Origin of the sequence: Agrobacterium sp. MA01, assembly GCF_009650195.1 — a bacterium.
Lineage (GTDB): Bacteria > Pseudomonadota > Alphaproteobacteria > Rhizobiales > Rhizobiaceae > Allorhizobium.
In genome coordinates, this window is record NZ_CP045854.1 from 1241097 (window position 1) to 1267373 (window position 26277).

22 protein-coding genes are annotated in these 26277 nt (G+C 62.0%); 8 read left to right on the top strand and 14 right to left on the bottom strand.

Annotated elements, in window-relative coordinates:
• Positions 1-89: 89 nt before the first annotated feature.
• Both uvrC and GH983_RS06030 read right to left on the bottom strand, forming a co-directional pair.
• A complete protein-coding gene (gene uvrC, locus GH983_RS06025) occupies positions 90-2117 on the bottom strand; it encodes an excinuclease ABC subunit UvrC (protein ID WP_153761929.1) in 2028 nt (675 codons plus the stop codon).
• Positions 2114-2872 carry an SDR family oxidoreductase gene (locus GH983_RS06030; RefSeq protein WP_054150532.1) on the bottom strand — a complete coding sequence of 253 codons (759 nt, stop codon included), beginning with the start codon at positions 2870-2872 and terminating at the stop codon, positions 2114-2116. The genes uvrC and GH983_RS06030 overlap by 4 nt, the downstream gene beginning before the upstream one ends.
• 364 nt (positions 2873-3236) lie before the next feature.
• On the opposite strand from GH983_RS06030, the gene GH983_RS06035 reads away from it, so the two are divergent.
• Complete coding sequence (locus tag GH983_RS06035) at positions 3237-3899, top strand: outer membrane protein (protein WP_054150533.1); 663 nt, start codon at positions 3237-3239, stop codon at positions 3897-3899.
• A 75-nt stretch (positions 3900-3974) separates the two neighbouring features.
• Here GH983_RS06035 and GH983_RS06040 read toward each other — a convergent pair whose 3' ends face one another.
• Genes GH983_RS06040 through GH983_RS06050 form a run of 3 tightly spaced genes read right to left on the bottom strand, consistent with a single transcriptional unit; the run spans position 3975 to position 6243 of the window.
• Entirely contained in the window at positions 3975-4571 is a 597-nt protein-coding gene (locus GH983_RS06040; RefSeq protein WP_054150534.1) for a glutathione S-transferase family protein, read from the bottom strand.
• 28 nt (positions 4572-4599) lie between these two features.
• A complete protein-coding gene (locus tag GH983_RS06045) occupies positions 4600-5361 on the bottom strand; it encodes a ribonuclease T(2) (protein ID WP_054150535.1) in 762 nt (253 codons plus the stop codon).
• Between the two features lie 18 nt (positions 5362-5379).
• Positions 5380-6243 carry a 23S rRNA (adenine(2030)-N(6))-methyltransferase RlmJ gene (locus GH983_RS06050; protein WP_054150536.1) on the bottom strand — a complete coding sequence of 288 codons (864 nt, stop codon included), beginning with the start codon at positions 6241-6243 and terminating at the stop codon, positions 5380-5382.
• 33 nt (positions 6244-6276) lie between these two features.
• Here GH983_RS06050 and GH983_RS06055 point away from each other — a divergent pair, with 33 nt between their 5' ends.
• Together GH983_RS06055 and GH983_RS06060 are read left to right on the top strand one after the other, a co-directional pair.
• On the top strand, positions 6277-8439 hold the full coding sequence (locus tag GH983_RS06055) for a molybdopterin-dependent oxidoreductase (RefSeq protein ID WP_054150537.1): 2163 nt from the start codon (positions 6277-6279) through the stop codon (positions 8437-8439).
• Positions 8436-9059: an NUDIX domain-containing protein gene (locus tag GH983_RS06060; protein WP_069041702.1), complete on the top strand. Its 624-nt coding sequence runs from the start codon at positions 8436-8438 to the stop codon at positions 9057-9059. The genes GH983_RS06055 and GH983_RS06060 overlap by 4 nt, the downstream gene beginning before the upstream one ends.
• On the opposite strand, the gene GH983_RS06065 is transcribed toward GH983_RS06060, so the two are convergent.
• From GH983_RS06065 to purM, 3 genes are all read right to left on the bottom strand, one after another.
• Positions 9035-10888 carry an ABC transporter ATP-binding protein gene (locus GH983_RS06065; protein ID WP_153761930.1) on the bottom strand — a complete coding sequence of 618 codons (1854 nt, stop codon included), beginning with the start codon at positions 10886-10888 and terminating at the stop codon, positions 9035-9037. The genes GH983_RS06060 and GH983_RS06065 overlap by 25 nt on opposite strands.
• A 118-nt stretch (positions 10889-11006) precedes the next feature.
• Positions 11007-11663 (bottom strand): phosphoribosylglycinamide formyltransferase, encoded by a 657-nt coding sequence (purN, locus tag GH983_RS06070; RefSeq protein WP_153761931.1) that lies wholly within the window; start codon positions 11661-11663, stop codon positions 11007-11009.
• On the bottom strand, positions 11660-12733 hold the full coding sequence (gene purM / locus GH983_RS06075; protein WP_153761932.1) for a phosphoribosylformylglycinamidine cyclo-ligase: 1074 nt from the start codon (positions 12731-12733) through the stop codon (positions 11660-11662). Before purM ends, purN begins: the two co-directional genes overlap by 4 nt.
• Before the next feature lie 238 nt (positions 12734-12971).
• On the opposite strand from purM, the gene GH983_RS06080 reads away from it, so the two are divergent.
• The 5 genes from GH983_RS06080 to GH983_RS06100 all read left to right on the top strand — a co-directional run bounded on the left by GH983_RS06080 (position 12972) and on the right by GH983_RS06100 (position 19286).
• A complete protein-coding gene (locus GH983_RS06080) occupies positions 12972-14126 on the top strand; it encodes an AI-2E family transporter (RefSeq protein WP_054150542.1) in 1155 nt (384 codons plus the stop codon).
• A complete protein-coding gene (gene hdaA, locus GH983_RS06085; protein ID WP_054150543.1) occupies positions 14127-14840 on the top strand; it encodes a DnaA regulatory inactivator HdaA in 714 nt (237 codons plus the stop codon).
• 61 nt (positions 14841-14901) lie between these two features.
• Positions 14902-17094: an RNA degradosome polyphosphate kinase gene (locus GH983_RS06090; RefSeq protein ID WP_054150544.1), complete on the top strand. Its 2193-nt coding sequence runs from the start codon at positions 14902-14904 to the stop codon at positions 17092-17094.
• Between the two features lie 12 nt (positions 17095-17106).
• Entirely contained in the window at positions 17107-18627 is a 1521-nt protein-coding gene (gene ppx / locus GH983_RS06095) for an exopolyphosphatase (RefSeq protein WP_054150545.1), read from the top strand.
• A 125-nt stretch (positions 18628-18752) separates the two neighbouring features.
• Positions 18753-19286 (top strand): hypothetical protein, encoded by a 534-nt coding sequence (locus GH983_RS06100; protein WP_054150546.1) that lies wholly within the window; start codon positions 18753-18755, stop codon positions 19284-19286.
• 115 nt (positions 19287-19401) lie between these two features.
• Here the strand turns inward: GH983_RS06100 and GH983_RS06105 are convergent, their stop codons facing one another.
• From GH983_RS06105 to rnd, 6 genes are all read right to left on the bottom strand, one after another.
• Positions 19402-20760 carry an esterase-like activity of phytase family protein gene (locus tag GH983_RS06105; RefSeq protein WP_153761933.1) on the bottom strand — a complete coding sequence of 453 codons (1359 nt, stop codon included), beginning with the start codon at positions 20758-20760 and terminating at the stop codon, positions 19402-19404.
• Positions 20761-20868: 108 nt separating this feature from the next.
• Positions 20869-22554, bottom strand: a complete 1686-nt coding sequence (locus GH983_RS06110) for an aconitase X (RefSeq protein WP_153761934.1) — start codon at positions 22552-22554, stop codon at positions 20869-20871.
• Positions 22554-23564 (bottom strand): DUF2891 domain-containing protein, encoded by a 1011-nt coding sequence (locus GH983_RS06115; RefSeq protein WP_153761935.1) that lies wholly within the window; start codon positions 23562-23564, stop codon positions 22554-22556. Before GH983_RS06115 ends, GH983_RS06110 begins: the two co-directional genes overlap by 1 nt.
• On the bottom strand, positions 23561-24538 hold the full coding sequence (locus tag GH983_RS06120) for a small ribosomal subunit Rsm22 family protein (RefSeq protein WP_153761936.1): 978 nt from the start codon (positions 24536-24538) through the stop codon (positions 23561-23563). Before GH983_RS06120 ends, GH983_RS06115 begins: the two co-directional genes overlap by 4 nt.
• A gap of 9 nt (positions 24539-24547) precedes the next feature.
• Positions 24548-25045 carry a GNAT family N-acetyltransferase gene (locus GH983_RS06125; protein WP_153761937.1) on the bottom strand — a complete coding sequence of 166 codons (498 nt, stop codon included), beginning with the start codon at positions 25043-25045 and terminating at the stop codon, positions 24548-24550.
• A 3-nt stretch (positions 25046-25048) separates the two neighbouring features.
• Positions 25049-26194 carry a ribonuclease D gene (gene rnd / locus GH983_RS06130; protein WP_153761938.1) on the bottom strand — a complete coding sequence of 382 codons (1146 nt, stop codon included), beginning with the start codon at positions 26192-26194 and terminating at the stop codon, positions 25049-25051.
• Positions 26195-26277: the final 83 nt, after the last annotated feature.

The following is a 26277-nucleotide window of genomic DNA, read 5'->3' on the forward strand; positions in this document are numbered from 1 at the left end:
TGATGTGATGGGTTTCCGTCGAGGCCGTCAACTCAAGAATTCTGAATCGTCTGTATCATCATCTCGACCCCGGATGCGTCGTTTCCGTGTCAGTCACCCCTGCTTTCGTGAAAATGGTTGTAGATCAGCCGCGCAACCGCTTCCGAGATGCCCTCGACGGCCATCAAGTCGCTGACCGCGGCGCGGGATACAGCCTTGGCCGTGCCGAAATGCTGCAGCAGCGCCCGTTTGCGCGTCGGTCCGATACCGGCGATCTCGTCGAGCGGGTTCTTGACCATTTCCTTCTTGCGCCGCGCCCGGTGTGAGCCGATTGCAAACCGATGCGCTTCGTCGCGCATGCGCTGGATGAAGTAGAGAACCGGGTCGCGCGGTGGCAGCGTGAAGTCGGGCTTGCCCTCGACGAAGAAGCGCTCGCGGCCCGCATCGCGATCCACACCCTTGGCAACGCCGATGGCAATCACGCTCTCGGTGATATCGAGATCGGCAAGGATCTTGCGCACTGCACTCATCTGGCCCTGGCCACCGTCAATCAGAATGACATCAGGCCAGGCGGGGAAGGGGCTGTCCCCAGAGTCTTCCGGGGTCGCGCTGCGGTCCGGCTTCCCTTCTTCCTTCAGCAGGCGCGAGAAGCGTCGGGTCATCACTTCGCGCATCATGCCGAAGTCATCTCCGGGCGTGATGTCGGTCGATTTGATGTTGAACTTTCGGTACTGCCCCTTCACGAAGCCTTCCGGCCCCGCGACCACCATGCCGCCCACCGCATTGGTGCCCATGATATGGGAGTTGTCGTAGATCTCGATGCGGCGCGGCACGTAAGGCAGCTGAAAGGTCTCGGCGAGACCGGCCAGCAGACGCGACTGCGACGCGGTTTCGGCAAGCTTCCGCCCATGTGCCTCGCGGGCATTGGCATTCACGTGATCGACGAGATCCTTCTTTTCCCCGCGCTGCGGCACGCTGATCGAAACCTTGTGCCCGGCCTTTTCCGACAGGGCGGAGGCGAGCAGGTCCTGCTCCTCGACCTCTTCGGACAAGAGGATCAGCCGCGGCACTGGCTTGTCGTCGTAGAACTGCGCCAGGAACGAGTTGAGCACTTCGGCTGCGCTCAGTTGCGGATCGGCCTTCGGGAAATAGGCCTGATTGCCCCAGTTCTGGCTGGCGCGGAAGAAGAAGACCTGAATGCAGGACAGCCCGCCTTCGTGATGGATGGCAAAGACATCGGCCTCGTCCACACCTGCCGGATTGATGCCCTGATGGCTCTGCACATGCGACAGACCCGCGAGACGATCACGGAACACGGCGGCGCGCTCGAAGTCGAGATCCTCGGCCGCCTCGTTCATAGCGCGCGCCATGGCTTCCTTGACGTTCTGGCTCTTGCCCGACAGGAAGTCCTTCGCTTCGCGCACCAGGCCAGCATAGTCCTGATCGCTGATCTCATGCGTGCACGGACCCGAACAGCGCTTGATTTGATAAAGCAGGCAGGGTCGCGTGCGGCTCTCGAAGACGCTGTCGGTGCAGGTGCGCAGAAGGAAGGCGCGCTGCAGCGAATTGATCGTGCGGCCAACCGCACTCGCCGAAGCAAAGGGGCCGAAATAGTCGCCCTTGCGGGCGCGCGCCCCGCGGTGCTTGTAGATGGCGGGCGATCGGCTGTCGCCGGTGATCAGAATATAGGGAAAACTCTTGTCGTCGCGCAGAAGCACGTTGAAGCGCGGGCGTAGGCGCTTGATCAGGTTGGCTTCGAGCAGCAGCGCCTCGACCTCGGTGCGGGTCGTGACGAACTCCATGTGCACGGTGTCCCGCACCATGCGTGACAGACGGTTCGAGTGAACGCGGCCCTGGGCATAATTGCTGACACGCTTCTTCAGGCTTCGAGCCTTGCCGACATACATGACCTCGCCGGCCTTGTTCAGCATGCGGTAGACGCCGGGCGCATTGGGCAGCCGCTTGACGAATTCGGCAATCAGGTCAGCGCCGGTGAGCCCTGTTTCATCAAGGCCGTCGACATGCCAGTCGATCTCGATGCCGGGGCGGGTGGCATCCACCTCCGCCACGACGTCGTCGTCATCCTCTTCCGAACCGTCATAGAGAATGCCGCCATCGGGCAGCTTTCCTCCATTCATTCATTGATCTCCGTGCCGTGCCAAATCAGATGCTGGCCCCCATCCAAGGCGATCATTTGGCCGGTGATCGACGGCGTGTCAAAAAGAAAGCGGATCGTGCGGCCGAATTCATCGAGCGAGGGGCCGCGCTTGAGGGGCAGGCTGTCGATCTGCGCCTGAAAATCCTCTGGCCGCTGCCGTTCCGAAATCAAGCTGGGGCCGGGGCCGATCGCATTGACCCGAACACGAGGCGAAAAGGCCTGGGCCAGCGTTTGCGTCGCTGTCCAGAGGGTCGATTTCGACAGCGTATAGGAAAAGAAGGTCGGTTTCAGCGCCAGGACGCGCTGGTCGATGATGTTGACGATCAGGCCTGCGCTGTCCTCGGGCAGCGCCTTGACGAGCGCACCACTGAGGATCGCTGGTGCCCGTACATGTACGTTGAAGTGCCGATCGAAGATTTCGGGATCGAAATCGATGGCGGAATCATCCTCGAAGATCGAGGCATTGTTGACGAGCAGCCCGACAGGCCCGAATTCGGCTTCCGTCTGCGCAATCAGTGATCCGGTCTCAGAAATGTTACCAAGGTCCGCCTTCAGCGCGATTGCCCGTTTTCCCTCGGACCGCAATGTGTGGGCCACGGCCTCTGCCTCATCCAGCGAACCGTTGGCATGCAATGCCACGGCAAAGCCATGGGCCGCCAAGTCTTCGGCGATGGCGCGGCCAAGTCGTTTTGCGGATCCGGTGACCAAAGCCACCTTCGGGATGCCGTTTTGCATGTGTCTTACCTTGTGCTGTCAGTGGTGTTGCGCTGCATATATGGCGCCGAGGCGACATTTAAACGGGGCATTCCTGAAACTTTGCCCGGGGTTTGCTTTGTGGGGTCCGCGTATAATGTAAGTATAAGTTGATGAAATCTTCAGTAAATCGCGTAAAGCATTTGTTATGGTTAACGAATCGTTTGTGTCTTTTAAGCAACGTCCCGATTTGGTCATGGCGATGCCACAATGAATTCACATTTCCGCTCTTTCATTTCCTCAATTTCTATTCATCTAGACAGTCGGAACGGACAGATTACCCACTAACGTTCAGGCCGCCGTTGGTTCTTAGTGAAGAGCGGCCGGGAACCGAAAGGAGACTAACATGCGTACCCTCAAGATCATGCTTCTGGCATCCGCCACCTCCGTCGCAGCTTTCGCCGCCCAGGCAGCTGACGCCATCTACCAGGCACCGGAAGCCCCGGCTGCCGCCGAATCCTACTCTGCGCCGGCAGGCAACTGGTCGGGTGCCTATGTCGGTGGTGGTCTGACCTACGACTTCGGCAAGTTCACCGGCTCGAACAACGGCCGTGACGCCAAGGACCTCGGCGGTACCCTGTACGGCGGTTACAACATGCAGAATGGCTCGATCGTATACGGTGCTGAAGCCGACATCAGCTACAATGGCGAAGAAGGCAATGCTGGCACCCAGGCTGGCGTCGCTGGCGGCCTGACTGGCACCCAGGGCGTCAACGGCTCGGTCCGCGGTCGCGTCGGTTACGACCTGAACCCCTTCCTGGTCTATGGTACGGCTGGTCTGGCTGTTGCCAACCATGAGCTGTCCGGCGCCGGAACCGATGACGAGAAACTGGCAGCCGGTTACACGGTTGGTGCCGGTGTCGAGACCTTCGTCACCGACAACATCACGGCACGCGTCGAGTATCGCTACAGCGACTACCAGAAGCGCGACTTCAACCTCGGTGGTTCGACCATTTCCCGTGGCTTCGACGACCACTCGGTCAAGGTCGGCATGGGCGTGAAGTTCTGATCCACGCGATCCAGAAATGAAGAAAAGCCGGGCATCGTCCCGGCTTTTCTGTTTCTGGTTGGTAGCTTCGGGCGATCAGGCCTTCGGGCGCAGAGCCGGGTAGGGCTCGAAAGCCTTCGCGAACTTGGCCGGCCATTCCGTGAGCGCGGCCCGACCATTTTCCCATTCGCCGGGGAAGCGCAACATCAGGTAGCCGAGGGTGGACGCCAGCGCAAAGTGGCCGCCATGCAGCTTCTTTCCGATCTTTGGCAGGTGCTTGTCGAGATGATCGAGGCTGCGGTTGATCTTCGCCCATTGCCGGTCGATCGCATCCTGGCTGACGAGTTCCGGCGGCCGGAAGCGCTTTTCGTAGACGATGGCCAGCAGGCTGTCGCAGATACCGTCGGACAGGGCCTCGAGCACATCCGCTTCGGTCCGCTTCTCGTCCTTTTTTGGATAAAGACGTTTGTCGGACGCGCGATGCAGATACTGCATGATCGCGCGGCTGTCGAAGATGGCCGTTCCGTCGTCGGTGATCAGCGTCGGGATCTTGCCGAGCGGATTGGCGTCGACGAGTTCCGACGGGTTTTCCGCCGTGTTGACCCTGACCTCTTCCAGTTCGATGCCAAGATGGCGGGCCGCCATGCGAACCTTGGACGAATAGGGCGAGGCGGGCGCGAAGAGCAGCTTCATGATGGTTTCCTGTGGCTCTCGTGGCGAGTTAACGCGTAGGCGGGATAGTGATCTCGGAGCGGCGGCACGACCGGCTGTCGACCTCAGGGCAGGCGCGGAAGCCAAGCGACCGGTCGAGGCATATCCTGACTTCGTCGACTCTCTCCCTATCACAGGTCACGGCGACTGCCGAGCGGGTGAGCCCCGGATTGCTGCGGATGAAGGCTGCCTCCACGGCCTGCGGTGATGTCCGGCTTTCGATGTCCACATTGGAAAGCTCGGTCGGAAGGCGAATGGTATCATGCGCTTGGCGCACGAGTTTGAAGTAATCGGTCATGCCGAGCCCCGAACAGGAGCCATGTTTGCGCCACTGGTGGCCAACCAGCCCCATGCTCGGCATGATGTCGATGACGGTTCGCCCGATCCGCTCGGGGACACGGCTGCCTTCCGGTGTCGGGCAATTCTCCGGCCAGCCCGTTTCATTCTGCGGCCAAAGCCCGTGCACCACCCATCCGAAGTCCTTGCCCGCGCCGCATTGCTCGCGGTTGCGGCCGGCAGCTTCGCCGTCACAGAAGGTCGGCGACCAGGAAAGCGCCAGCACGTAGAAATCGAACCCGCTGCCTTGCGGCGCTTCCGGGGTGTCCGTCCCCTTTGCCGGCTGACGCTGTTCGGGAGAGCGAGGCGGGGCAGTTTCTGTTGATGACGCAATTGGCGTGGACCGTTCGGCGGGACCGTCTGCCGGCAGCAGACTGTAGACGACCGAAGCCGCAAGCAGCAGGCCGAAGGCGAAAAGACCGGTATAGCGTCCCATGCGCTGCTCGGCTCCCGCTCAGTCTTCGCCGCGCAGCCAGAAGCAGCGATGTGAGGCGTATCGATCCTGCGCCATCAGCCGCTTCAGTTCCGGCAGCACCAGATGCATTTCGTCCTTCAGCGTGAAGGGCGGGTTGACGATGACAAGGCCGGTGCCGGAAAGGCCCGTCTGCTCGCGGTCGCTTTTCACATGCAACTCGGCGCAGAGCATTTTGGGTATGCCAAGCGCCTGTAGGGCCTCGTGGAATTCCTTGATCGGCGCGCCCTTCTTGATCGGATACCAGAGGCAGTAGACGCCATTGGCAAAGCGGCGATGCGCCTTGGCAAGCCCGTCCACCAGCCGCTCGTATTCGCCCTCGATCTCGAAGGGCGGATCGACCAGCACGATGCCGCGCTTTTCCTTCGGCGGCAGATGCGCATTCAGTGTCAGCCAGCCGTCGAGTTCGGTCACGCGGACCTGGAAATCGCCCTCGAACAGCCGCGAAAGCGCCCGCGCGTCCTCGGGATGCAGTTCCATCGCCGACAGCCTGTCCTGCGGACGGAAGAGATCGCGGGCGAGTTTCGGCGAGCCCGGATATTTGGCAAGCGGGCCGCCGGTCTCGCGATCCGGGTTCAGAGCCTTCACCGCGTCCAAATAGGGCGCCATGATATCGGCCACCTTTTCCGGCAGCTCGGCATCGATGACCTTGGCGATCCCCTCCAGCCATTCGCCTGTTTTCTGCGCCTCACCAGAGGATAGGTCGTAGAGCCCAATTCCGGCATGGGTATCGAGCACGCGAAACGCCTTGTCCTTCTGCTGCAAATAGATGATCAGCCGCGACAGGACGAGGTGCTTCAAGACATCGGCGAAATTGCCCGCGTGATAGATGTGGCGATAATTCATTGATCGTTCCGATGGCAGTGATGAATTGTTCGAATGGGGCTTTTGAGCGTTCAGGCCTTGGCCTATAACGGCCCCATGAACATCCAGAGCCCCATCCGAAACCGGTCGGTCGGTCATACGGCCTGTCCGCATGACTGTCCATCCACCTGCGCGCTTGACGTCGAGCTGACCGAGGACGGTCGCATCGGCCGTATGCGCGGCGCGACCGAGAACAGCTATACGGCGGGCGTCATCTGCGCCAAGGTCGCGCGTTATGCCGAGCGGCTCTACCATCCGGATCGTCTGATGAAGCCGGTTCGTCGGGCCGGCGCCAAGGGCGCGGGCCAGTGGCAGGACGTCACCTGGGAAGCCGCCCTTGACGAGATTGCCGACGCCTTCGTCAAGGCCGAGCAGCGCCACGGCTCCGAAGCCGTCTGGCCATATTTCTACGCCGGCACCATGGGCCTGGTGCAGCGCGATTCCATTGAGCGCCTGCGCCACGCAAAGAAGTACTCCGGCTTCTTCGGCACGATCTGCACAAACATGGCCTGGACCGGCTATGTCATGGGCACGGGCACGCTGCGCGGCCCGGACCCGCGCGAAATGGCCGTCTCCGATTGCGTCGTCATCTGGGGCACCAATGCGGTCGCCACCCAGGTCAACGTGATGACCCATGCGATCAAGGCGCGGAAAGATCGCGGCGCGAAGATCGTTGTCGTCGACATCTACGACAATCCGACGATGAAGCAGGCCGATATGGCCCTCATCCTCAAACCCGGCACGGATGCGGCGCTCGCCTGTGCCGCCATGCATGTCGCCTTCCGCGACGGTTACGCCGACCGGGAGTATATGGCGAAGTTCGCCGATGATCCGGCAGGGCTCGAAGCGCATCTCAAGGATAAGACGCCGGGATGGGCCTCGACCATAACAGGCCTCACGGTCGAAGAGATCGAGGTCTTTGCCCGTCTCGTCGGTGAAACGAAGAAGAGCTACTTCCGCCTCGGCTACGGCTTTACTCGCAGCCGCAATGGCGCGGTCTCGATGCATGCGGCCCTCTCGCTCGCAACCGTGCTCGGCTCCTGGCAATATGAGGGCGGCGGCGCCTTCCACTCGAACAGCGACATCTTCCAGCTGAACAAGGCGCAGCTGATGGGCACTGGTATGGTCGACCCCGAGATCCGCATGCTCGACCAGTCGCAGATCGGCCGCGTGCTGACCGGGGACGCCGAAGCGCTCCGCCATCGTGGGCCCGTCGATGCGCTGATCATCCAGAACACCAATCCGGTCAATGTCGCGCCCGAACAGCGGCTGGTGAAGCAGGGTTTCCTGCGCAACGACCTCTTCGTCGCCGTGCATGAGCAGTTCATGACCGAGACGGCCGAGCTCGCCGATATCGTCCTGCCCGCCACCATGTTTGTCGAACATGACGACATCTATCGCGGCGGCGGCCAGAGCCATATCCTGCTCGGGCCGAAGCTCGTCGATGCGCCGCCGCTGGTGCGCACCAATCTCTTCGTCATCGAGGAGCTGGCCAAACGCCTCGGCATCGCCGATCGCCCGGGCTTCGGCAAGACCGAGCGCCAGCATATCGAACACATGCTCTACATCAGCGGCAAGCCGGATTTCGACACGCTGATCGAGGACAAGTGGCTCGACTGCCAGCCGGCCTTCGAGGACGCCCATTATCTGAACGGTTTCGCCCATCCGGACGGCAAGTTCCGCTTCAAGCCGGACTGGGAAGGAACGCCAGCCCCGAACAAACCGCCGGCAAAGCTTGGCTCGCTGGGGCCGGTGAAGGAATTGCCTGTGTATCCTGACCAGGTCGATCTGATCGAAGTGGCTGATGCCGAACACCCCTTCCGGCTCGCGACGTCTCCGGCGCGCAATTTCCTGAACTCTACCTTCGCCGAGACCAAGACCTCGCGCGACAAGGAAGGCCGCCCCGAGGTCATGGTCAATCCGTCCGATGCCGTGAGCCTCGGTCTGATGGATGGTGATGTTGTCAGCCTCGGCAACCTTAGGGGCGAACTCCGCATCCACGCCAAGATCACCGATGCCGTGAAGCCGGGCGTGCTGGTGGCCGAGGGCCTCTGGCCGAACAAGAGCCATCTCGACGGCGAGGGCATCAATGTCCTGACCGGTGCCGATCCGGCAGCACCCCATGGCGGTGCCGCCTTCCATGACAACAAGGTCTGGATGAGAAAAGCCCTGGCATGAGCATTTTCGACAAGGCCCGGATCGCGATCCTGGAAGACAAGACGCTGTGGAAGGGCTGGAGCCATCTGCGCGGCATCACCTTCGATTTCTTCCGCGAAGGCAGGGCGCCGCACCGGCTCTCCTGGGAGGTGTTCGAACGCCGCAATGCGTCAGCCATTCTCCTGCACAATGTCGAACGCGACACGGTCACACTGGTCCGCCAGCTGCGCATCGCAGCTCACTTGAGCGGCGAATATCCCTACCTGCTCGAGGTCCCGGCCGGCTTCATCGACGACGGTGAAACCGCGTTGCAGGCGGCGCTACGTGAGGCGCAGGAGGAAACCGGCTTCAAGATCGCAACGGCAACCCCGGCCTTTGCCGCCTTCATGTCGCCCGGCTCCGTCACCGAGAAGCTGCACGGCTTCTACGCCGCCGTCACCGATGCCGACCGCATCGCTGCAGGTGGTGGCCTCGACGACGAGCAGGAGGATCTCGAAGTGATCGAGCTATCCTTCTCCGAGGCATTGGAGATGGTCGAGGCCGGCGAGATCATCGACGCGAAGACGATCATGCTCTTGCAATGGGCCGCGCTGAAGCGGAGCGGCAGGGGTACGGGTCAGTCGTCCAGCGATGCGATGTAGCCGCCGGTCTGCCGCGCCCAGAGACGGCTGTAAAGACCACCTGCACTCAGCAGATCGTCCGGTCTTCCTTCCTCGATGATCCGTCCTTTGTCGAGCACGACGATGCGGTCCATGCGGGCGATGGTCGACAGCCGATGCGCAATCGCAATCACCGTTTTACCCTCCATCAGCAGGTCGAGCTTTTCCTGGATCGTCGCCTCCGCTTCGCTGTCGAGCGCGGACGTTGCCTCGTCCAGAACCAGGATCGGCGCATCCTTGAGAAGGACCCTAGCGATGGCGACCCGCTGCCGTTGCCCGCCTGAGAGCTTGACGCCACGATCCCCGACATAGGCCGCATAACCGGTGCGTCCCTCGCTGTCCCTCAGGTCGGCGATGAAGGCATCGGCCTGAGCAAGGTGTGCCGCGGCTTTCAGCTCTGCCTGCGTGGCGCCCGGCCGGCCATAGAGGATGTTGTCGCCGACCGAGCGATGCAGCAATGATACATCCTGAGCGATGAAACCGATCTGCGCGCGGAGGCTCGCCTGGGTCACTTCGGCGACATCCTGCCCGTCGATGACAATGCGCCCGCCATCGAGGTCGTAGAGGCGTAGCAGCAGGCTCACCAGCGTGGTCTTGCCAGCGCCGGACAGACCCACGAGCCCAACCTTCTCGCCGGCTGACACCGAAAGCGACAGGTCGTGAATGACTTGCTGGCTATCGTGATACTCGAAATTCACTCGGTCGAAGCGGATTTCGCCGCGCTCGACGGTCAGCGCCTTCGCCCCCGGCACATCAACCACCGTCGGCGGCGTGGTCATAACCGGCATGGCGTCGCGAATTGTGCCGATCGCTTCGGAAATCTGTTGGCCAAGATTGAGGAAACCGCGGGAATTGGAGGCCAGCCTCTGGGTGATTGTTATCGCAGCGACGAATTCGCCGAGCGTGACGAAGCCATCGGCAATCCCCCAGAGGCTGACGGCAAAGATGGCGATGAACAACAACGTGTTGGAGGAAATGACCAGGAGATCTGCCGTAAGGCCGATGCGGCGCTCACGATACTGAGCGGTCATCGACCGCTCCATCACACGCCGCAGCGCACCGGCCTCGCTGTCCTCGGCGGCAAAGAGCTTGACCGTCTGGATGTTGCTGTAGAGGTCGGTCATCTCCCCGACCACTCGGCTGCGTGCCCGAGCCGCCGTCTTGGCCGTTGCGCTAAACTGCGGCACGGCCTGTTTTGCGATCACGGCATTCATGGCGATCCACACAAGGACCGGGAGCGTCAACGGCCAGGACAGCGCAGTCAGAAGCACGACCGAACCGACCATCTGCACAAAGAAGATTGGCAGCGTCCGGACCGCCGCCGCCATCTGTTGCTTGACGGCCCCCGCCACCTGAGCGATCCGGCTGGCCACCTGGCCCGAAAACTGGTCATGGAAGAAGCCGAGATCCTGGCTTTCGACCGCCTTGTGACCATGCCACTGGATGAGTGTGGGAAGGCTGACGCTGAGGACATGGACGCCCAATGCATTGCAGAGAAAGATCAGCAGCGGCAGAACTGGGAAAAAGAGCGCGACGAAACCAGCGAGTGGCCAGCGATGGGCATCGAGATAGGGAAGCAGACCTTGGCTGGAGATGCCGTCGATCAGGTGTGAGACACCCCAGAGGACAGTCAGGTTGACGATCTCGACGCTGGCTGACAGGCCAAGCACGACCAAACACGACTTCGGTGCGTATGCGACGAAATGCAGGACGAGCCGCAGGGGACCATCACTCGGAATCCTTCGATACGGTACTTCGAGCGGTCGGAGCAGCCTTTCAAAGGGGGTGAAAATCCGATCGGCAAACGTCATGAGAGGTCCCTGGCAACAGCTTTACGTGATCAAAATGAGAACACGAATAGAGCTGAGTCCAGCGGGGAGAGGAACCCTTAGATTTAAACGGGGGGGTGAATAGATCGCAAACCAGGCCTCAGGCGCTGATCAACCTGGCTTCCGCATCCGTCTCCGAAGCCAGACGTTCGACGCTGCCATCGGCAAGCATGGAGACGCTGCCGGAGGCAACGAGCTTCAGTGCCGCCGCATAGGTCTGGTGCTCGACGGTGAGCACGCGGCCAGCAAGGGTTTCCGCTGTGTCGTCGATCAGTACGGGCACGACCGCCTGCGCAATAACAGGCCCCTCATCCATGCCTTCGGTGACGAAATGCACCGTGCAGCCCGCAACCTTCATGCCGGCATCGATCGCCCGCTGATGGGTGTTAAGGCCGGGGAAGAGCGGCAGCAGGGAAGGGTGGATGTTGAGGATCCGGCCGGTATGCGGACGGATGAAGTCGCCGGATAGCAGGCGCATATAGCCGGCAAGGCAGATGAGATCGGGACCAATTTCAGCAAGGTCGGCGAGGATCGCGGCCTCATGCTCGGCCTTGGAGCCATAGGCCGTGCGCTCGAACACGCGTGTCGGAATTCCGAGAGCTTGCGCTTTCGCAAGCCCACCGGCCTCAGGCTTGTCGGAGAAGACCGCCACGATTTCGGCAGGATAGTCGGCCGCTTCGCAGGCTTTCGCCAGTGCCAGCATGTTCGATCCGCCGCCGGAAATGAAGGCGACGACGCGTTGGCGCCGGGCGCTCATAGGGCGAGCGCACCCTTGTAGGTCACGCCATGCGCACCTTCTTCGCGGGCGATCATTCGGCCAAGACGGGCCACGGTTTCGCCCTCGGCTTCCAGCGCCTTGGTGACCTCGTCCACCTTGTCGGCGGAGACGACGACGATCATGCCGATGCCACAGTTGAAGGTGCGCAGCATTTCGTTCTGGGCAACGCCGCCGGTCTTGGCGAGCCAGGAGAAGACGGCCGGAACCTGGAAGGAGGAGAGATCGATCTCGGCAGCGAGGTGCTTCGGCAGCACGCGCGGAATGTTCTCAGGGAAGCCGCCGCCGGTGATATGGGCAAGCGCCTTCAGCGCCTTGGTTTCCTTGATCGCCTTCAGAAGCGGCTTCACATAGATGCGGGTCGGGGTGAGGAGCGCTGCACCCAGCGACTGGCCCTCAGCGAACGGAGCCGGCGCATCCCAGGCAAGGCCCGAGACTTCGACGATCTTGCGCACCAGTGAGAAGCCGTTGGAATGCACGCCCGAGGACGAGAGGCCGAGGATCACATCGCCTTCGGCAATGTCGCCGGCCGGCAGCAGTTCGCCGCGCTCGGCAGCACCCACGGCAAAGCCGGCAAGGTCGTAGTCACCCTTCGAATACATGCCCGGCATTTCGGCGGTCTCGCCGCCGATCAGCGCGCAGCCTGCCTCGCGGCAGCCGGCGGCAATGCCCTGAACGATCGCCGCACCCTGATCCGGATCAAGCTTGCCGGTGGCGAAATAGTCGAGGAAGAGAAGTGGCTCAGCACCCTGGACGACGAGATCGTTGACGCACATGGCGACGAGATCGATGCCGACGGTGTCGTGGATATTGGCGTCGATGGCGATCTTCAGCTTGGTGCCGACGCCGTCGTTTGCCGCAACCAGGATCGGATCCTTGAAGCCGGCGGCCTTGAGGTCGAAGAGCCCGCCGAAGCCACCGATCTCGCCATCCGCACCCGGACGGCGCGTCGACTTCACGGCCGGCTTGATCTTCTCGACCATCAGGTTACCCGCGTCGATGTCGACGCCCGCATCACTATAGGTCAACCCGTTCTTGCCAGCCTGGCTCATGCCTGCCTCCGATCCTGCGAGAATTTCGGCTGGCCATGGCATGAAGCGCCCTTGGATGCAAGCTGCGAGCCGCAGAAGCCCACGATTTCCCGGGCATTCTGGCCCGCGATTGCATCTTGTCACTGCCGATCGGGTGGCAGTTCTTGACCAAGGCTTCTGCGGTAACCTATCTCCTACTGTGGCGCCGCAGCATGGTTTGCGGTCCTGCACAGGGCTCGAACTTCGAACGGAGACGCACATGGCTCACAACATCAGTGCAATCGGCCTCCGCCGCCAGGTCTTCTTCTGGCTGCTGACGCTTGCGATATTCGTCGCCTTCCTGATGTTGTTCTCGTCGATCCTTCTGCCCTTCATCGCCGGAATGGCGCTCGCTTATTTCCTCGATCCGGTCGCCGATCGGCTGGAGCGGATCGGTTTGAGCCGCCTGATGGCGACGGTGGTCATTCTCGTCTCTTTCGTTGTCGTCTTCGTGATGTCGCTGATGATCATCATTCCCGTGCTTGCCAGCCAGCTCAATGAGTTCATCCAGCGCGTGCCCGCATATGTCACGCAACTGCAGACCTTCATTGCGACCTCGAATGCCTCTTGGCTGCCGGATTGGGTGGATGGTCAGATGGGCACGATCCGGGAGAACTTCTCGCGCTATTTGAGCGAAGGCGTCGGCTTCCTCGGCACGCTTGTCGAGCAGATCTGGAATTCCGGCAAGGCGCTGCTCGACATCGCCTCGCTGCTGGTGGTCACACCTGTCGTTGCCTTTTACCTGCTGCTCGATTGGGACCGCATGATCGAGAAGGTCGATAGCTGGGTGCCGCGCCACCAGCTCGGCACAGTGCGCCAGCTCGCCACCGAACTCGATAACACGATTGCCGGCTTCGTGCGCGGTCAGGGTTCTCTCTGCCTGATCCTCGGTATTTTCTATGCGGTCGCGCTTTCGGCCGCTGGCCTGAATTTCGGCCTCCTGATCGGCTTCTTTACCGGCATGATCAGCTTCATCCCCTATGTCGGATCGACAGTCGGTCTGCTCCTGTCGCTCGGTGTCGCACTTGTGCAGTTCTGGCCGGATTTCATCTGGGTCGGCGTGATCGCCGGCATCTTCTTCCTCGGCCAGTTCATCGAGGGCAATATTCTGCAGCCGAAGCTCGTCGGCAAAAGCGTTGGCCTGCACCCGGTCTGGCTGATGTTCGCCCTCTTTGCTTTCGGTGCGCTCTTCGGCTTCGTCGGTGTTCTGGTGGCCGTGCCCGCGGCCGCGGCCGTCGGCGTACTTGTTCGTTTCGCGATCTCGCGTTATCTTGACAGTGATCTCTATTACGGAACCTCGGTCGTCATCGCGCCGCCTTCCCAGCCCGTTGGCGAGATCGCATCCCCAAGCTCCAAAGACGTGCCCGAGGCATGAATGACTGACGCCAAGATGGCTCCCGAAAAGCGTGGAGCCGCCGAACAATTGCCGCTCGCCTTCGAGCATGGTTCGGCGACCGGTCGTGACGACCTGCTCGTTTCCGAACGCATGGCCGCTGCCGTGTCGATCGTCGACGCCTGGCCGAACTGGCCGTCGCCGGTGGTGATCCTGACCGGGCCGGAAGGCTCGGGAAAATCTCACCTCGCCCAGATTTTTCGCGACACCAGCGGCGCGACGGATATCGTGCTGCAAGCCGGGCAGGGCGCGTCGCAGGTGGCAGCCGCAGGTCCGGTGCTCCTCGAGGATGCCGACCGCGCCGGCTTCGACGAGGTCGAACTCTTCCATGTCATCAATGCCGTGCGTCAGCATGGTACGACGCTGCTGATCACCTCGCGCAGCTTTCCCCCGTCCTGGAACGTCGCGCTCCCGGATCTGAATTCGCGCCTGAAGGCGGCCACGGTCGTGGAAATCGGAGCGCCGGATGAAGACCTGCTCGGCCAGCTGATCACCAAGCTGTTCGCCGACCGCCAGCTTTACATCGATGACAAGATCGTCGGTTATATCGTCAGCCGTATGGAGCGTTCCTTCTTGGCCGCTCAGGTTGTCGTCGATCGCATGGACAAGCTGGCGCTGGCGCGCCGGGCCAAGATCAGCCGCAGCCTGGCTGCGGAGGTTCTGGAAACGCTGGAGGCGGCAGACGCCCAGGAGTAGTCGTCACAGATCTGTCGTTAAATTGTTATAATCGGCACCAACGATAACCAAGGGGCGAATCATGGACAGCGCAGTACACGGCACAGATGGCGAAACCGGTCTGGAGGTGGCGCCGGCCGAGGACCTGCTGTCCAGCCCGCTACGCTTCATAAATCGCGAATTCTCCTGGCTGCAGTTCAACCGGCGTGTCCTCGAGGAAACCCTCAACACCGCCCATCCACTGCTGGAACGTATTCGCTTCCTGTCGATCTCTGCAGCGAACCTCGACGAGTTCTTCATGGTCCGCGTCGCCGGTCTCGAAGGGCAGGTGCGGCAGGGCATCGTCGTCAAGAGTCCCGATGGAAAGACGCCGGCCGAGCAGCTCGACGACATCCTCAAGGAAATCGACAATCTGCAGATGGAGCAGCAAGCCTCGCTTGCCGTACTGCAGCAGTATCTCGCTCAGGAGGAGATCCTGATTGTCCGGCCGGCGGCGCTATCCGAGGCTGACCGGACCTGGCTTGAAACGACTTTCGAAGAAGCGATTTTCCCGGTTTTGACGCCCCTCTCGATCGATCCGGCGCATCCGTTCCCCTTCATCCCCAATCTCGGCTTCTCCATGGGCCTGCAGCTCTGCTCGAGCCGCACCGGCGAGCCTATGACGGCATTGCTGCGTCTGCCGCCGACGCTCGACCGCTTCATCCGTCTGCCGGACGAGGGCGTCACCATCCGCTACATCACGCTCGAGGACATGGTCGGGCTGTTCATCAACCGGCTTTACCCGGGTTATGAGGTCAAGGGTTTCGGCACCTTCCGCATTATCCGCGACAGCGATATCGAGGTTGAGGAAGAGGCGGAGGATCTCGTCCGCTTCTTCGAGACGGCGCTCAAGCGCCGCCGCCGCGGCTCCGTGATCCGCATCGAGGTCGACTCGGAGATGCCGGTGGCCCTGCGCCAGTTCGTCGTTCACGAACTCGGTGTTGCCGACAATCGCGTCGCCGTTCTCCCCGGCCTGCTCGCGCTCAATACGATCTCGGAAATCACCAAGGCCCCGCGCGACGACCTGCGTTTCGAGCAGTACAACGCCCGTTTCCCGGAGCGGGTCCGCGAACATGCCGGCGACTGCCTGGCCGCGATCCGCGAGAAGGACATGATCGTCCATCATCCCTATGAAAGCTTCGATGTCGTCGTGCAATTCCTGTTGCAGGCCGCGCGCGACCCCGATGTTCTCGCAATCAAGCAGACGCTCTACCGCACCTCGAACGACAGCCCGATCGTCCGTGCGCTCATTGATGCCGCCGACGCGGGCAAGTCGGTGACGGCGCTCGTCGAGCTCAAGGCGCGCTTTGACGAGGAAGCCAATATCCGTTGGGCTCGCGACCTCGAACGCGCCGGCGTCCAGGTCGTCTTCGGTTTCATCGAACTCAAGACCCACGCCAAGATGTCCATGGTCGTGCGTCGCGAAGACGGCAAGCTCCGGACCTACTGCCATCTGGGCACGGGCAACTATCACCCGGTGACGGCGAAGATCTATACGGACCTCTCCTTCTTCACCTGCAATCCGAAGATCGCCCATGACATGGCGAATGTCTTCAACTTCATCACCGGCTACGGCGAACCGGAAGAGAGCATGAAGCTGGCCGTCTCGCCCTATACGTTGCGTCCACGCATCCTCAAGCACATCCACGAGGAGATCGCGCACGCAAAGGCCGGTCGTCCGGCCCAGATCTGGATGAAGATGAACTCGCTCGTCGACCCCGAGATCATCGACGCGCTTTATGCGGCAAGCGGGGCAGGGGTCGAGATCGATCTGGTTATCCGTGGCATCTGCTGCCTGCGGCCGCGCGTGCCGGGTCTCTCCGACAACATCCGGGTCAAGTCGATCGTGGGCCGCTTCCTCGAGCACAGCCGCATCTTCTGCTTCGGCAACGGTCATCGTCTCCCGTCGGAAAAGGCGCTGGTCTATATCGGTTCCGCCGACATGATGCCGCGCAATCTCGACCGCCGTGTCGAGACGCTGGTGCCGCTCATTAACCCCACTGTGCATGAGCAGGTCCTGTCCCAGATCATGCTGGGCAACCTGATTGACAACCAGCAGAGCTACGAGATATTGGCCGACGGTACGTCACGCCGCATCGAGGTGCGACAGGGTGAGGAACCTTTCAACGCCCAGCACTATTTCATGACCAATCCGAGCCTTTCGGGTCGCGGAGAAGCATTGAAATCAAGCGCACCGAAACTGATCGCCGGTCTGATATCCGGCAGGAAACGATAACTCTGGTACCTCATGACAAGATCTGAAGCGCAGGGGCGTCTTCCCGGTATCGCCCCTGTCTCCGTCGTCGACATCGGCTCCAACTCGATCCGCCTGGTGATCTATGAGGGGCTGGCCCGCGCGCCGACGGTCCTCTTCAACGAGAAGGTTCTCTGCGGCCTCGGCAAGGGCGTCGCAATGACCGGCCGGATGGACGAGGATGGCGTCGAACGGGCGCTGGTGGCGCTCCGCCGCTTCCGCGCGCTCTCCAATCAGGCGAAGGCGACGCGCATGTATGTGCTGGCGACCGCCGCAGCGCGCGAGGCCTCCAACGGTCCCGATTTCATCGCCCGAGCCGAGGAGATCCTCGGCCACGAAATTCAGGTCCTGACCGGTGAGGAAGAGGCGAAATACTCCGCCCTCGGCGTCGTCAGCGGCTTCCACGATGCCGACGGCATTGCCGGCGACCTCGGCGGCGGATCGCTGGAACTCATCGACATCAAGGGCAAGAGCTTCGGCAAGGGCGTCACGCTGCCGCTCGGCGGTTTGCGCCTGTCGGAAAGTGTCGAAGGGTCGCTGCCCAAGGCCCGTGCGCTCGCGAAGAAACTGATGGGTGACGTATCGCTGCTCAAGAAGGGGCAGGGGCGCACATTTTATGCAGTGGGTGGCACCTGGCGCAACATCGCCAAGCTGCACATGGAAATTCGCAAATACCCGCTGCACATGATGCAGGGCTATGAACTGCCCTATGACGAGATCGCCTTCTTCCTGGAGGAGATCATCTCGGGCGCCAACAGCCGCGATCCTGCCTGGTCGACCATTTCCAAGAGCCGCCGTAACCTGATCCCCTTCGGGGCCGTCGCCATGCGCGAAGTGATCGAGATCATGCAGCCGAAAAGCGTCTGCTTCTCGGCCCAAGGGGTGCGTGAGGGCTACCTCTATTCGCTGTTGCTCGATGAAGAACAAGCGCTCGATCCGTTGATCGAGGCTGCCGATGAACTCGCCATCCTGCGTGCCCGCTCACCGGAACATGCCCGTGAGCTCGCCGACTGGACGGGCCGTATGATGCCCTTCTTCGACATCCAGGAGACGGAAGAGGAAAGCCGCTATCGCCAGGCCGCCTGCCTGCTTGCCGATATCAGCTGGCGCGCTCATCCCGACTATCGCGGCCTGCAGGCGCTGAACGTGATTGCCCACTCCTCCTTCGTCGGCATTACGCATCCGGGCCGCGCCTTCATTGCGCTCACCAACTACTACCGTTTCGAAGGCCTGCATGACGACGGCCAGACCGGCCCGCTCGCTGCCATCGCCACCGAACGCCTGCTGGATAGGGCAAAGCTCGTCGGCGGCATGCTGCGCGTCGTCTATCTCTTCTCGGCCTCGATGCCCGGCGTCGTCAACAACCTGACCTTCCGGCGTTCGGACAGCCCGGAGCTCGACCTCGAATTCGTTGTCCCGAAGTCCTACCAGGACTTTGCCGGCGAGCGGCTGGACGGCCGCCTGATGCAGTTGTCGAAGCTGACCGGCAAACGGCTGGCGTTCGTCTTCGAATAGGGGCGCTAGCGCACTCCTATCCACCCATCTCTCGCTTGAGCGCTGTGATCGCTATGGCGATTGCTCGCGTCTGAGGGACGGGCTACAAATCTCCAAGATTTGCAGCCTTGATTGGAGAGGGTGTCATGGCGGTCAGCAGCAATCCCAAGCAAGTACCGCTTCCTGCAGCGATCCGCAAAACGATGCTGGCCTTGGCGGTGGCCACCTCGCCGTTGATCTTCCTTGTGCCTCACGTGAACGCCGAAGAGGCGCGTATATGGATGGGGGAGGCGCAAGAGGGTGGCGCCGTGCTCCTCTACGGCATGCCACAGACCGATGATGTGCCGGTGAGCTTCCGCTGTGAACTGCCAGCACGTGATTTTATCATGACGCTCTCGCTGGATCCGGATTTCGAACCGAAGAGCGGCACGGTAAAGCTGACGGTGACCGCGCCGCCTCTCGCCGATCAATTGGTCGTCGATGCAGAGATCCAGTTTCTGGAAGAGATGGAGCTGACATTCCTCGAAGCGCGCCCAGCCTTCGATGCCGCCATTGCCCGGATGCTGAAGCAGGGAACAGAACTGAAGTTCACCATAGGCGAGAAGACCTTTACCTATCCGCTGACCGGGGCGGCAAAATCCATAGGACCGATCGAGGCGGCCTGCGCCAAGCCGACCTGACGCTCACACGGTCCTAGATTCGATAAAAAAGCGCAGGATCCTGAACCCCTGCGCTTTTCTCTTTCATGCGTCAGACCGAACACGTTCGTTGCCCGGCCCGAGATCTTGTGGTCGCTTACTTTGCTGCGAGGAATTCGCCCACTTCGAGCAGAACGAACTCGTTGTCGTCGGCCTTGTCGAGCGCACGGCCGGCCGAGAAGGGCAGGTTGTTGTCGTTACCGACGACGATATGGGTCGGATCGACGACATCGACATTCTCGATGGTGACGAAAGGCATGTCGTAAAAGCCTTCGCCGCCGCCCTGACGCTTCTTGTTGTCGGGGTCTTCGATCTTCATCAGGTCGATGTAACCGATCTTGCGCACGGCCTTGCCGGCGTTTTCTTCCGTCATCTCGATCTTGTAGATACGCTTGTGCTTGGCCGGAACGGCGAAGCAGTCGGCAGCCGGCGCCTTCGGATCGGCGCAGGCCTTTTCAACGACACCCGCACCGTTGTCACGCTCGATGACGAGGGCCGTCGTCTCGTCGATCATGTTGAAATCGCCGATCGCCTCGCCGCCTTCAGACAGCGGATAGAGCCAGGTCTTCCCCGTCCAGGCCTTGGACGCGGCGTCGAGTTCGATGATACGCAGCGCCGTCAGGCCATCTGCCTTTTCGACAGAAGCGTCTTCGAGGTAGAGCGGCCCTTCCAGCATGGCATAAAGTTTCGAGCCATCCTTGGAGATTGCGAGGCCCTCGTAGCCGCCGGAGCGCCGCAGGTTGAAGACCGGCATCTTCGCCGCCGGATTGGCAGGGACGACGAGCGTGGGATTATCGGGCGACTTCACCTCGATCTCGCCGGCCTTGGTGGCGATGACGTCGGTCAGGGCGCCTTCGGTCGAAAACTTCAGCATGTAGGGGCCGAACTCTTCGCCGACCCAGAAACCGTCCGCGACCGGCTGGATGGATTCGACATCGAAATCGGCGCCTGTCAGGTAACGCTTGTCCGAGCCTTCCATGACGATCGGGAAGGGGGCTTTCTTGTCGGGATCGGTGAGGAAGAGCGTCTTCTGGACGTTCACCGCGCCGGCATCCCAGTCGAAGGTCAGATGATGCAGCATCAGCATGGCATCGCTTGAATTGTTCTTCGAGCCGAAGCCGTTGTCGGAGAGGCTCCAGAATGTGCCGTCTTCCATGGCCTTGATGCCGGAGAAACCCTGCAGCGGCTGGCCATCGAAGGGCAGCGAAAGGCCTGTCAGGCGTACGCCGTCCTTGCCGGGGACGCTGCCAAGCGCGTCCGCACGCTTGCGGTCCGCGGTCGAGAACTTGCCGGAGGTCTTGAGATGAGCGGGCGCATCCGCCGGAGCGCCGATGATGGTGTTGCCCGGCAGGATGGCGTGATTGACGAGCTTGGCCGGGAAAGCCTTCTCCTCGGCCGAGGCCTGGGAGACAAAGAGAATGAAGAGGGCGGCAGATGTCAAAAGAGCTTTGGTCATAGCGTCACCTAGTTGAAAGGGAGGAAACGCCGCTGTCCTTAAGGAACCTTCATGTCGCACCGATTGCCGTTGGGTGAAGTTTCAGTGACGTCACCCGTTACCCACAGGCTAGCCGAGCCAAGCGGGCAGATCGCCGCGATCCTTGCCCGTGACCGCAGCTTCCACACAGGCTGCAAGACTACCGAAGCGCATGGTCCGCCCGGTCAGGCCCGGGCCGTAATGGGCATATTTGCCGGAATTCGTCATGATCACCATCGCATCGACGGGAATGATCGGCTCTGTCACCATGCACCAGCAGGTGTCGTTGACGAGCGTGACGCCGAACGCCGTGAGCAGAGCCACATCGCCCGAGGCTTCCGCCTTGGCCATTTCGGCGCGGCCGCAGGTGACGACGAGCGGCACTTGCGGATGGCGTGTCTTATTCCGACAGAGCGCTGCTAGGGCGGCAAGCTCGGTGGCTGAGAAATGCGGATTGCCGAGCGAGACCAATTGCACTGGACCCGCATCCGCGCCGTTTAGCTCGCGCCAGGCCCGCAGCAGGTCCTGATGGGTGAGTGAGATGGTCGGCAGGTCGAGCGTTGCAAATGCCTTGGGGTCGAGTGCCTCCGGCGTGACGTCAGCGATATGAAACATCGGTGCTGCCGAGGTGGTGGCAAACGCTGCCCCGAAGGCCTTCAGGGCATCCGTGTCAGGACTGTGCACGGATACTTCCTCGATCAGCGGAATCGCATCGGGCGAGATTGTCCCGATCAGATAGCCGAGCAGTGGCCAGAAGCTGTCATCCACGCCCTCTAGCGGCGGCACGGTGACCTTCATCTGCGGCGCGCGCTCCTCCGGCAGATGACAGCCCGCTTTGGGGGCCCGTCCCGTCAGCGCAATCGCGATGTCGAGATAATCAGGATATTTCATCGTCCGGGCGCCAAGCACGCTGTTGGCATAGACGACGGCATTCGATTCCGCCCAGACGATCTGCTCGTCGCGCGCGGGTCGGTCGTCGAGCAGGTAGGGCGCGCAGGTGAAGGTCGGCTCAGCTCCCATCGCAACATAGGCGTCGGCCACTGCGGACGCCGGACGCCCTAGATCCTCAGAAACACCCTGCGCCTGCCAGCGGCGGTGATCGACTGAAATCGCATTCAGCGTCGTCGGGACCACGACGCGACCGCCGAGATCGCGCAGCTTCTCGGCAAAGGCCAGGCCTCCAGGACCCGTATAGATGCAGCCGTCGATATGGGCGCGGGTGATGTCGATAAGCTCCTTTGCGCCTTCGAGCGCCGCCATCCTGAGCACCATGCGCATGGCAACGGCAGCCGCTTCGCCCCGCTCGCCCGTGAGAATGGCCTGGTCCTGATCCGTTAGCGCGATGTCTGAACCGATCTCGGCGATCGCATCGCTGATTCGGATGCGTTTTGCGGTCCGCAGCCCTGCAAACGCCTCTTTCCCGATAGCGATCACCGGGATCGACCGCCCGAAAACCTCCTCGGCGACGATGACGCCGAGTGTGATGATCGCCTCGGGATGCTCAAGCACGATCGCGGCTGGACCTTTTCCGTTGAGGATCAGTTCGAGGATCACGCCGCTGCCGGTGCAGGAGCCGCGGCTGGTGGGCAGGGCGAGTACGCGGCCCGTCAGTCGCTCGCCGCTCAACGGGTGATGCCGGTCGATGATCTCGCCGGTCACGGCATCGGCACCGCCCCAGAAGCTGAGCGCCGTATCGGTAAACAAGACCTCGCCCTCGGCCGAGCCTGAAACGAGCACGCGACCCCTGATGTCGACGGTGTCAGTGAGGCTGCTCATCATTCCGTCTCCGAAAGCGCCAGGACCGCGAAACTCGCCAGCCAGTGTTCACCCATATAGTCGCCAGCCACATGCGCGATCCCGGCTTCGAGATGCTCATGCGCGGCCTTGATCATCACAGGTCGGCGTGTGTCGGTGACCGGCACGGTGCGCGCCAGAGAGGCCCAGCACCAGGCGCGACTGAGGCTCAGGCCATCGAGATGAGCAATCTTGCCATCCGAGCGGTCGGAGACGGAGGCGGGCGCAAACAGCGTGCGCGGCTGCTTGGCTGCAATGTCGGGCAGGAAACTGTCGAACCAGCGGGCGAAGTCGGCGGCGGAGAGGAGCCGGCGCACGCATTCCGCCTCGATCAGCGCTGGCGACAGGAAGTCGTCGCCCGAGGGCTCGCCCCAAGCGGGGCAGGCGGTGTCAGAGCTGTACCAGCGCAGCGCGGTCTCCCGCAGCAGCTCGAGCAAGCCGGTATCCTCGACCGTTTCGGCATAGTCGGCAGCGAGCCTCAGCGCAAAGGCGGTGTTGTAATGCGTGCCTGTTCGCACGGGATAGGTGGCAAGCGGCAGGAAGTCGCGGAAGCGCTGGACAATCCGCTCCGTCAGCGGCGACAGCGCGGCCCCCCAGGCAGGGTCCTCGTGGCCGTGCAACTCGGCGGCAAGCTTCAGCAGCCAGCCCCAGCCATAGGGACGCTCGTAACCGCGCGCCATCGGCCGGTCGAAATAGGCGCATTCGCCGGCGACCGTGTCGGGCACCAGCATCGTTGAGAAGAGATCGCGGATCGCCTGCGCTTCCGGCATGTCGGGATGGAGCCGCAACAGACGCGCCAGCATCCAGTAGCCATGGACGCAGGAATGCCAGTCATAGCTGCCGTAGAAGACCGGATGAAGCTCGGACGGTGTCTTCGCATCCTCCGGCCCTTCGAGCCCGTGCAGAATATGATTGGGATATTCGCGGGTGACATGCCCCAGCGCGATCGTCGCGAAGCGGGAGGCAAGCTCGGATGTCAGCCGCGTGGTCATCCCTTATTCCCCAGTTCCAGACGGTCGCCCCAGTCGGCCCGCCTGATGTCCTTGAAGGCCTCGCCATCGCGTTTGCTGAGCGTCAGCTCGGCAGCCGTGCCGTCGGTGCGACAGAGCTTGACCCGCCCGACACCGCCATTGACGCGCGGCGGAGAAAGTACCCGGTCCCCGATTATTGCAACAGGCTCGCGCGAAGCGGCGATGAAGATGTATTTCTCGTCCTCCCACGGCACTTCGGCGCCCTTGGCCAGACGATGCACCCGCGAGCGCGCCACGCGCCTTGAGAAGTGGCACCAGTCCGGTGCCACGATCGGACAGTGTTCCGCATGCATGCAGGGCGCGACGAGATGCGCTCCGAGAGATCGCAATTTGTCGCGGACCAGGAGGATGCGCTGCCAGCCGGCCGGTGTGCCGGGCTCGATGACGACGAGCATGCCCTTGGTCAGCGCCCAGAGTTTTTCCGTGACGGTTCCGATGGTTGCCGGCGGAAGCTCGTCCAGCACATAGGCAAGCGTCACGAGATCGGCTGGCTCAAGCACCGGGATCTTGGCCGTCACATCACCCGCCTGCCAGTGGCTTTTCACGCTGCCGGCGGCGGCCAGCTTTTCGCCGACGCTGCGGATCGCGCCGCTTGCTTCCACCATCTCTGCGGAGCCAAGGCTGCCCCAGGTATCGGCTGCTGCCCAGAGTGCTGTGCCGGGGCCGCAGCCGAGATCGATCAGGGTCTCCGGCTGGAAATCCGGTGCCGCATCCTCGACCATGGCGAGTGCTGCCCGAACGGCGGCGAAGGTTGCGGGCAGGCGGGTCGCAAGATAGGCCTTGGCGGCAAGCGCATCATCGATATGAAACCGCCCGTCGCGCACCTCGCGTCGATAGCGATCAGACAGAATTGCGCTCGCCTTGGCGATCCGTTCCAGCGGTTCGCCCTGGAGCATCTGGTCGACGGCGGAGCGGAGCGGGGCGGGAAGTTCCATGGGGTGTCCTCAGCCGCGCCGCGCCGCCCATTCGGGGCGGAGCATGGACATCAGGAGGAAATCCGAGCGGCTGCCGTCGGGAAGAAGCGCTGCCTCGCGCAACACGCCTTCCTGGATGAAGCCGATCTTGCGGTAGACCGCCTGCGCACGCAGATTGCCGCTCACCACGTCGAGCCAGAGGCGATGGGCATTGGTTTCGAGAAAGGCAAAGTCGACGGCGCCGGCCAGCAGTGGCGTGCCCACGCCCTTTTCGGGGCTGGCAACGGCGATGCGCTTGACGCAGGCATTCCCGTCGCGCCGATTGAGATCCATAAGGATGACGAAGCCAAGCGTTTGGCCATCGTCATCCTCGCCGATCAGGTACGCAAACGAGGGGCTCGCAAGCTGCGCCATGTGCTCGTCAACGCCATAGCATCCGATGAACTGGTCATAGCCCGGCTTGCGCTCGGTCTCCATGATGAACGGGATGTCGGCCTCCGTTGCACGGCGCAGGGATAGCGCCGTCACGGATCAGAACTCCACCGCTTCGACGCGCTTGTCGACGAAGCGCAGGCCGACACCGCCGGAGATCAGCTTCAGCGCGAGGTCACCGAACAGCTCCTTGCGCCAGCCCTGGAGAGCGGCCACTTCGGCCTTCTCGCCTTCGGCTGCGATCTTTTCCAGGTCTTCGCTGTTGGCGATGACCTTGGAGGCGACGCCGTGTTTTTCCGAGGTGAGGCGCAGCAGAACCTTCAAGAGTTCGACCGCCGACTGCGTGCCTTCGGGTGCATGCGCGTGACGTTGCAAATGCGGCATTTCAGACTTGGGAAGTGCAAGGGCCGTATTCACCTGTTCGATGATGGCGGCGCCTGAAGATGAGCGTTCCCAGCCCTTGGGGATGGTGCGCAGGCGTCCGAGCGCCTCCACATCCTTCGGCTGCTGCTGGGCGATCTCGTAGATCGCATCGTCCTTCAGCACACGTGAACGCGGCACATTGCGGGCACGCGCCTCGCGCTCTCGCCATGCTGCAACATATTGCATGACGGCAAGCTCGGTCGGCTTGCGCAGCCGCATCTTCAATCGCTGCCACGCTTGTTCCGGCGGCAGGTCATAGGTCTCGCGGGATTCGAGGATCGCCATTTCCTCGGTCAGCCACTCTGCCCGGCCTTCCGCGTCCAGCTGGCCTTTCAGCTTCAGATAAACGTCGCGCAGATGGGTAACATCGGCCAGCGCGTAGTCGAGCTGCTTTTCAGAGAGCGGACGGCGGCTCCAGTCGGTGAAGCGCGAGGTCTTATCGATATGGACGTTCTTAATCTTCTGCACGAGCTGGTCGTAGGAGACCGAGTCGCCGAAGCCGCAGACCATGGCCGCAACCTGCGTGTCGAAGATCGGATGCGGGATGAGATCGCCGAGATGGAAGATGATTTCGATGTCCTGGCGGGCCGCATGGAAGACCTTCACCACGGCGGAATTCGCCATCAGTTCGAAGAAGGGCTTGAGGTCGATGCCCTTGGCCATCGGGTCAACGATGTATTCATGGTCCGGGCTCGCCATCTGGATGAGGCAGAGTTCCGGCCAGAAGGTCGTTTCGCGGAGAAATTCCGTGTCGATCGTGATGAAATCGGATTGGGCGAGGAGGCGGCAAGCCTCTTCGAGCGCAGCAGTGGTATCGATCATTTCGGCTCGGTCATGGAAACTACAGGATCAACCTTAGTTTCCCTTCTGGCCTTCCTTGTCAATATGAACGACTTGGAAAGCAG

What these genes read in the sequence shown, in the direction of transcription:
- uvrC (WP_153761929.1), bottom strand. Translation starts at nt 2,117, where the DNA reads ATGAATGGAGGAAAGCTGCCCGATGGCGGCATTCTCTATGACGGTTCG.
- GH983_RS06030 (WP_054150532.1), bottom strand. Translation starts at nt 2,872, where the DNA reads ATGCAAAACGGCATCCCGAAGGTGGCTTTGGTCACCGGATCCGCAAAA.
- GH983_RS06035 (WP_054150533.1), top strand. Translation starts at nt 3,237, where the DNA reads ATGCGTACCCTCAAGATCATGCTTCTGGCATCCGCCACCTCCGTCGCA.
- GH983_RS06040 (WP_054150534.1), bottom strand. Translation starts at nt 4,571, where the DNA reads ATGAAGCTGCTCTTCGCGCCCGCCTCGCCCTATTCGTCCAAGGTTCGC.
- GH983_RS06045 (WP_054150535.1), bottom strand. Translation starts at nt 5,361, where the DNA reads ATGGGACGCTATACCGGTCTTTTCGCCTTCGGCCTGCTGCTTGCGGCT.
- GH983_RS06050 (WP_054150536.1), bottom strand. Translation starts at nt 6,243, where the DNA reads ATGAATTATCGCCACATCTATCACGCGGGCAATTTCGCCGATGTCTTG.
- GH983_RS06055 (WP_054150537.1), top strand. Translation starts at nt 6,277, where the DNA reads ATGGGGCTTTTGAGCGTTCAGGCCTTGGCCTATAACGGCCCCATGAAC.
- GH983_RS06060 (WP_069041702.1), top strand. Translation starts at nt 8,436, where the DNA reads ATGAGCATTTTCGACAAGGCCCGGATCGCGATCCTGGAAGACAAGACG.
- GH983_RS06065 (WP_153761930.1), bottom strand. Translation starts at nt 10,888, where the DNA reads ATGACGTTTGCCGATCGGATTTTCACCCCCTTTGAAAGGCTGCTCCGA.
- purN (WP_153761931.1), bottom strand. Translation starts at nt 11,663, where the DNA reads ATGAGCGCCCGGCGCCAACGCGTCGTCGCCTTCATTTCCGGCGGCGGA.
- purM (WP_153761932.1), bottom strand. Translation starts at nt 12,733, where the DNA reads ATGAGCCAGGCTGGCAAGAACGGGTTGACCTATAGTGATGCGGGCGTC.
- GH983_RS06080 (WP_054150542.1), top strand. Translation starts at nt 12,972, where the DNA reads ATGGCTCACAACATCAGTGCAATCGGCCTCCGCCGCCAGGTCTTCTTC.
- hdaA (WP_054150543.1), top strand. Translation starts at nt 14,127, where the DNA reads ATGACTGACGCCAAGATGGCTCCCGAAAAGCGTGGAGCCGCCGAACAA.
- GH983_RS06090 (WP_054150544.1), top strand. Translation starts at nt 14,902, where the DNA reads ATGGACAGCGCAGTACACGGCACAGATGGCGAAACCGGTCTGGAGGTG.
- ppx (WP_054150545.1), top strand. Translation starts at nt 17,107, where the DNA reads ATGACAAGATCTGAAGCGCAGGGGCGTCTTCCCGGTATCGCCCCTGTC.
- GH983_RS06100 (WP_054150546.1), top strand. Translation starts at nt 18,753, where the DNA reads ATGGCGGTCAGCAGCAATCCCAAGCAAGTACCGCTTCCTGCAGCGATC.
- GH983_RS06105 (WP_153761933.1), bottom strand. Translation starts at nt 20,760, where the DNA reads ATGACCAAAGCTCTTTTGACATCTGCCGCCCTCTTCATTCTCTTTGTC.
- GH983_RS06110 (WP_153761934.1), bottom strand. Translation starts at nt 22,554, where the DNA reads ATGAGCAGCCTCACTGACACCGTCGACATCAGGGGTCGCGTGCTCGTT.
- GH983_RS06115 (WP_153761935.1), bottom strand. Translation starts at nt 23,564, where the DNA reads ATGACCACGCGGCTGACATCCGAGCTTGCCTCCCGCTTCGCGACGATC.
- GH983_RS06120 (WP_153761936.1), bottom strand. Translation starts at nt 24,538, where the DNA reads ATGGAACTTCCCGCCCCGCTCCGCTCCGCCGTCGACCAGATGCTCCAG.
- rnd (WP_153761938.1), bottom strand. Translation starts at nt 26,194, where the DNA reads ATGATCGATACCACTGCTGCGCTCGAAGAGGCTTGCCGCCTCCTCGCC.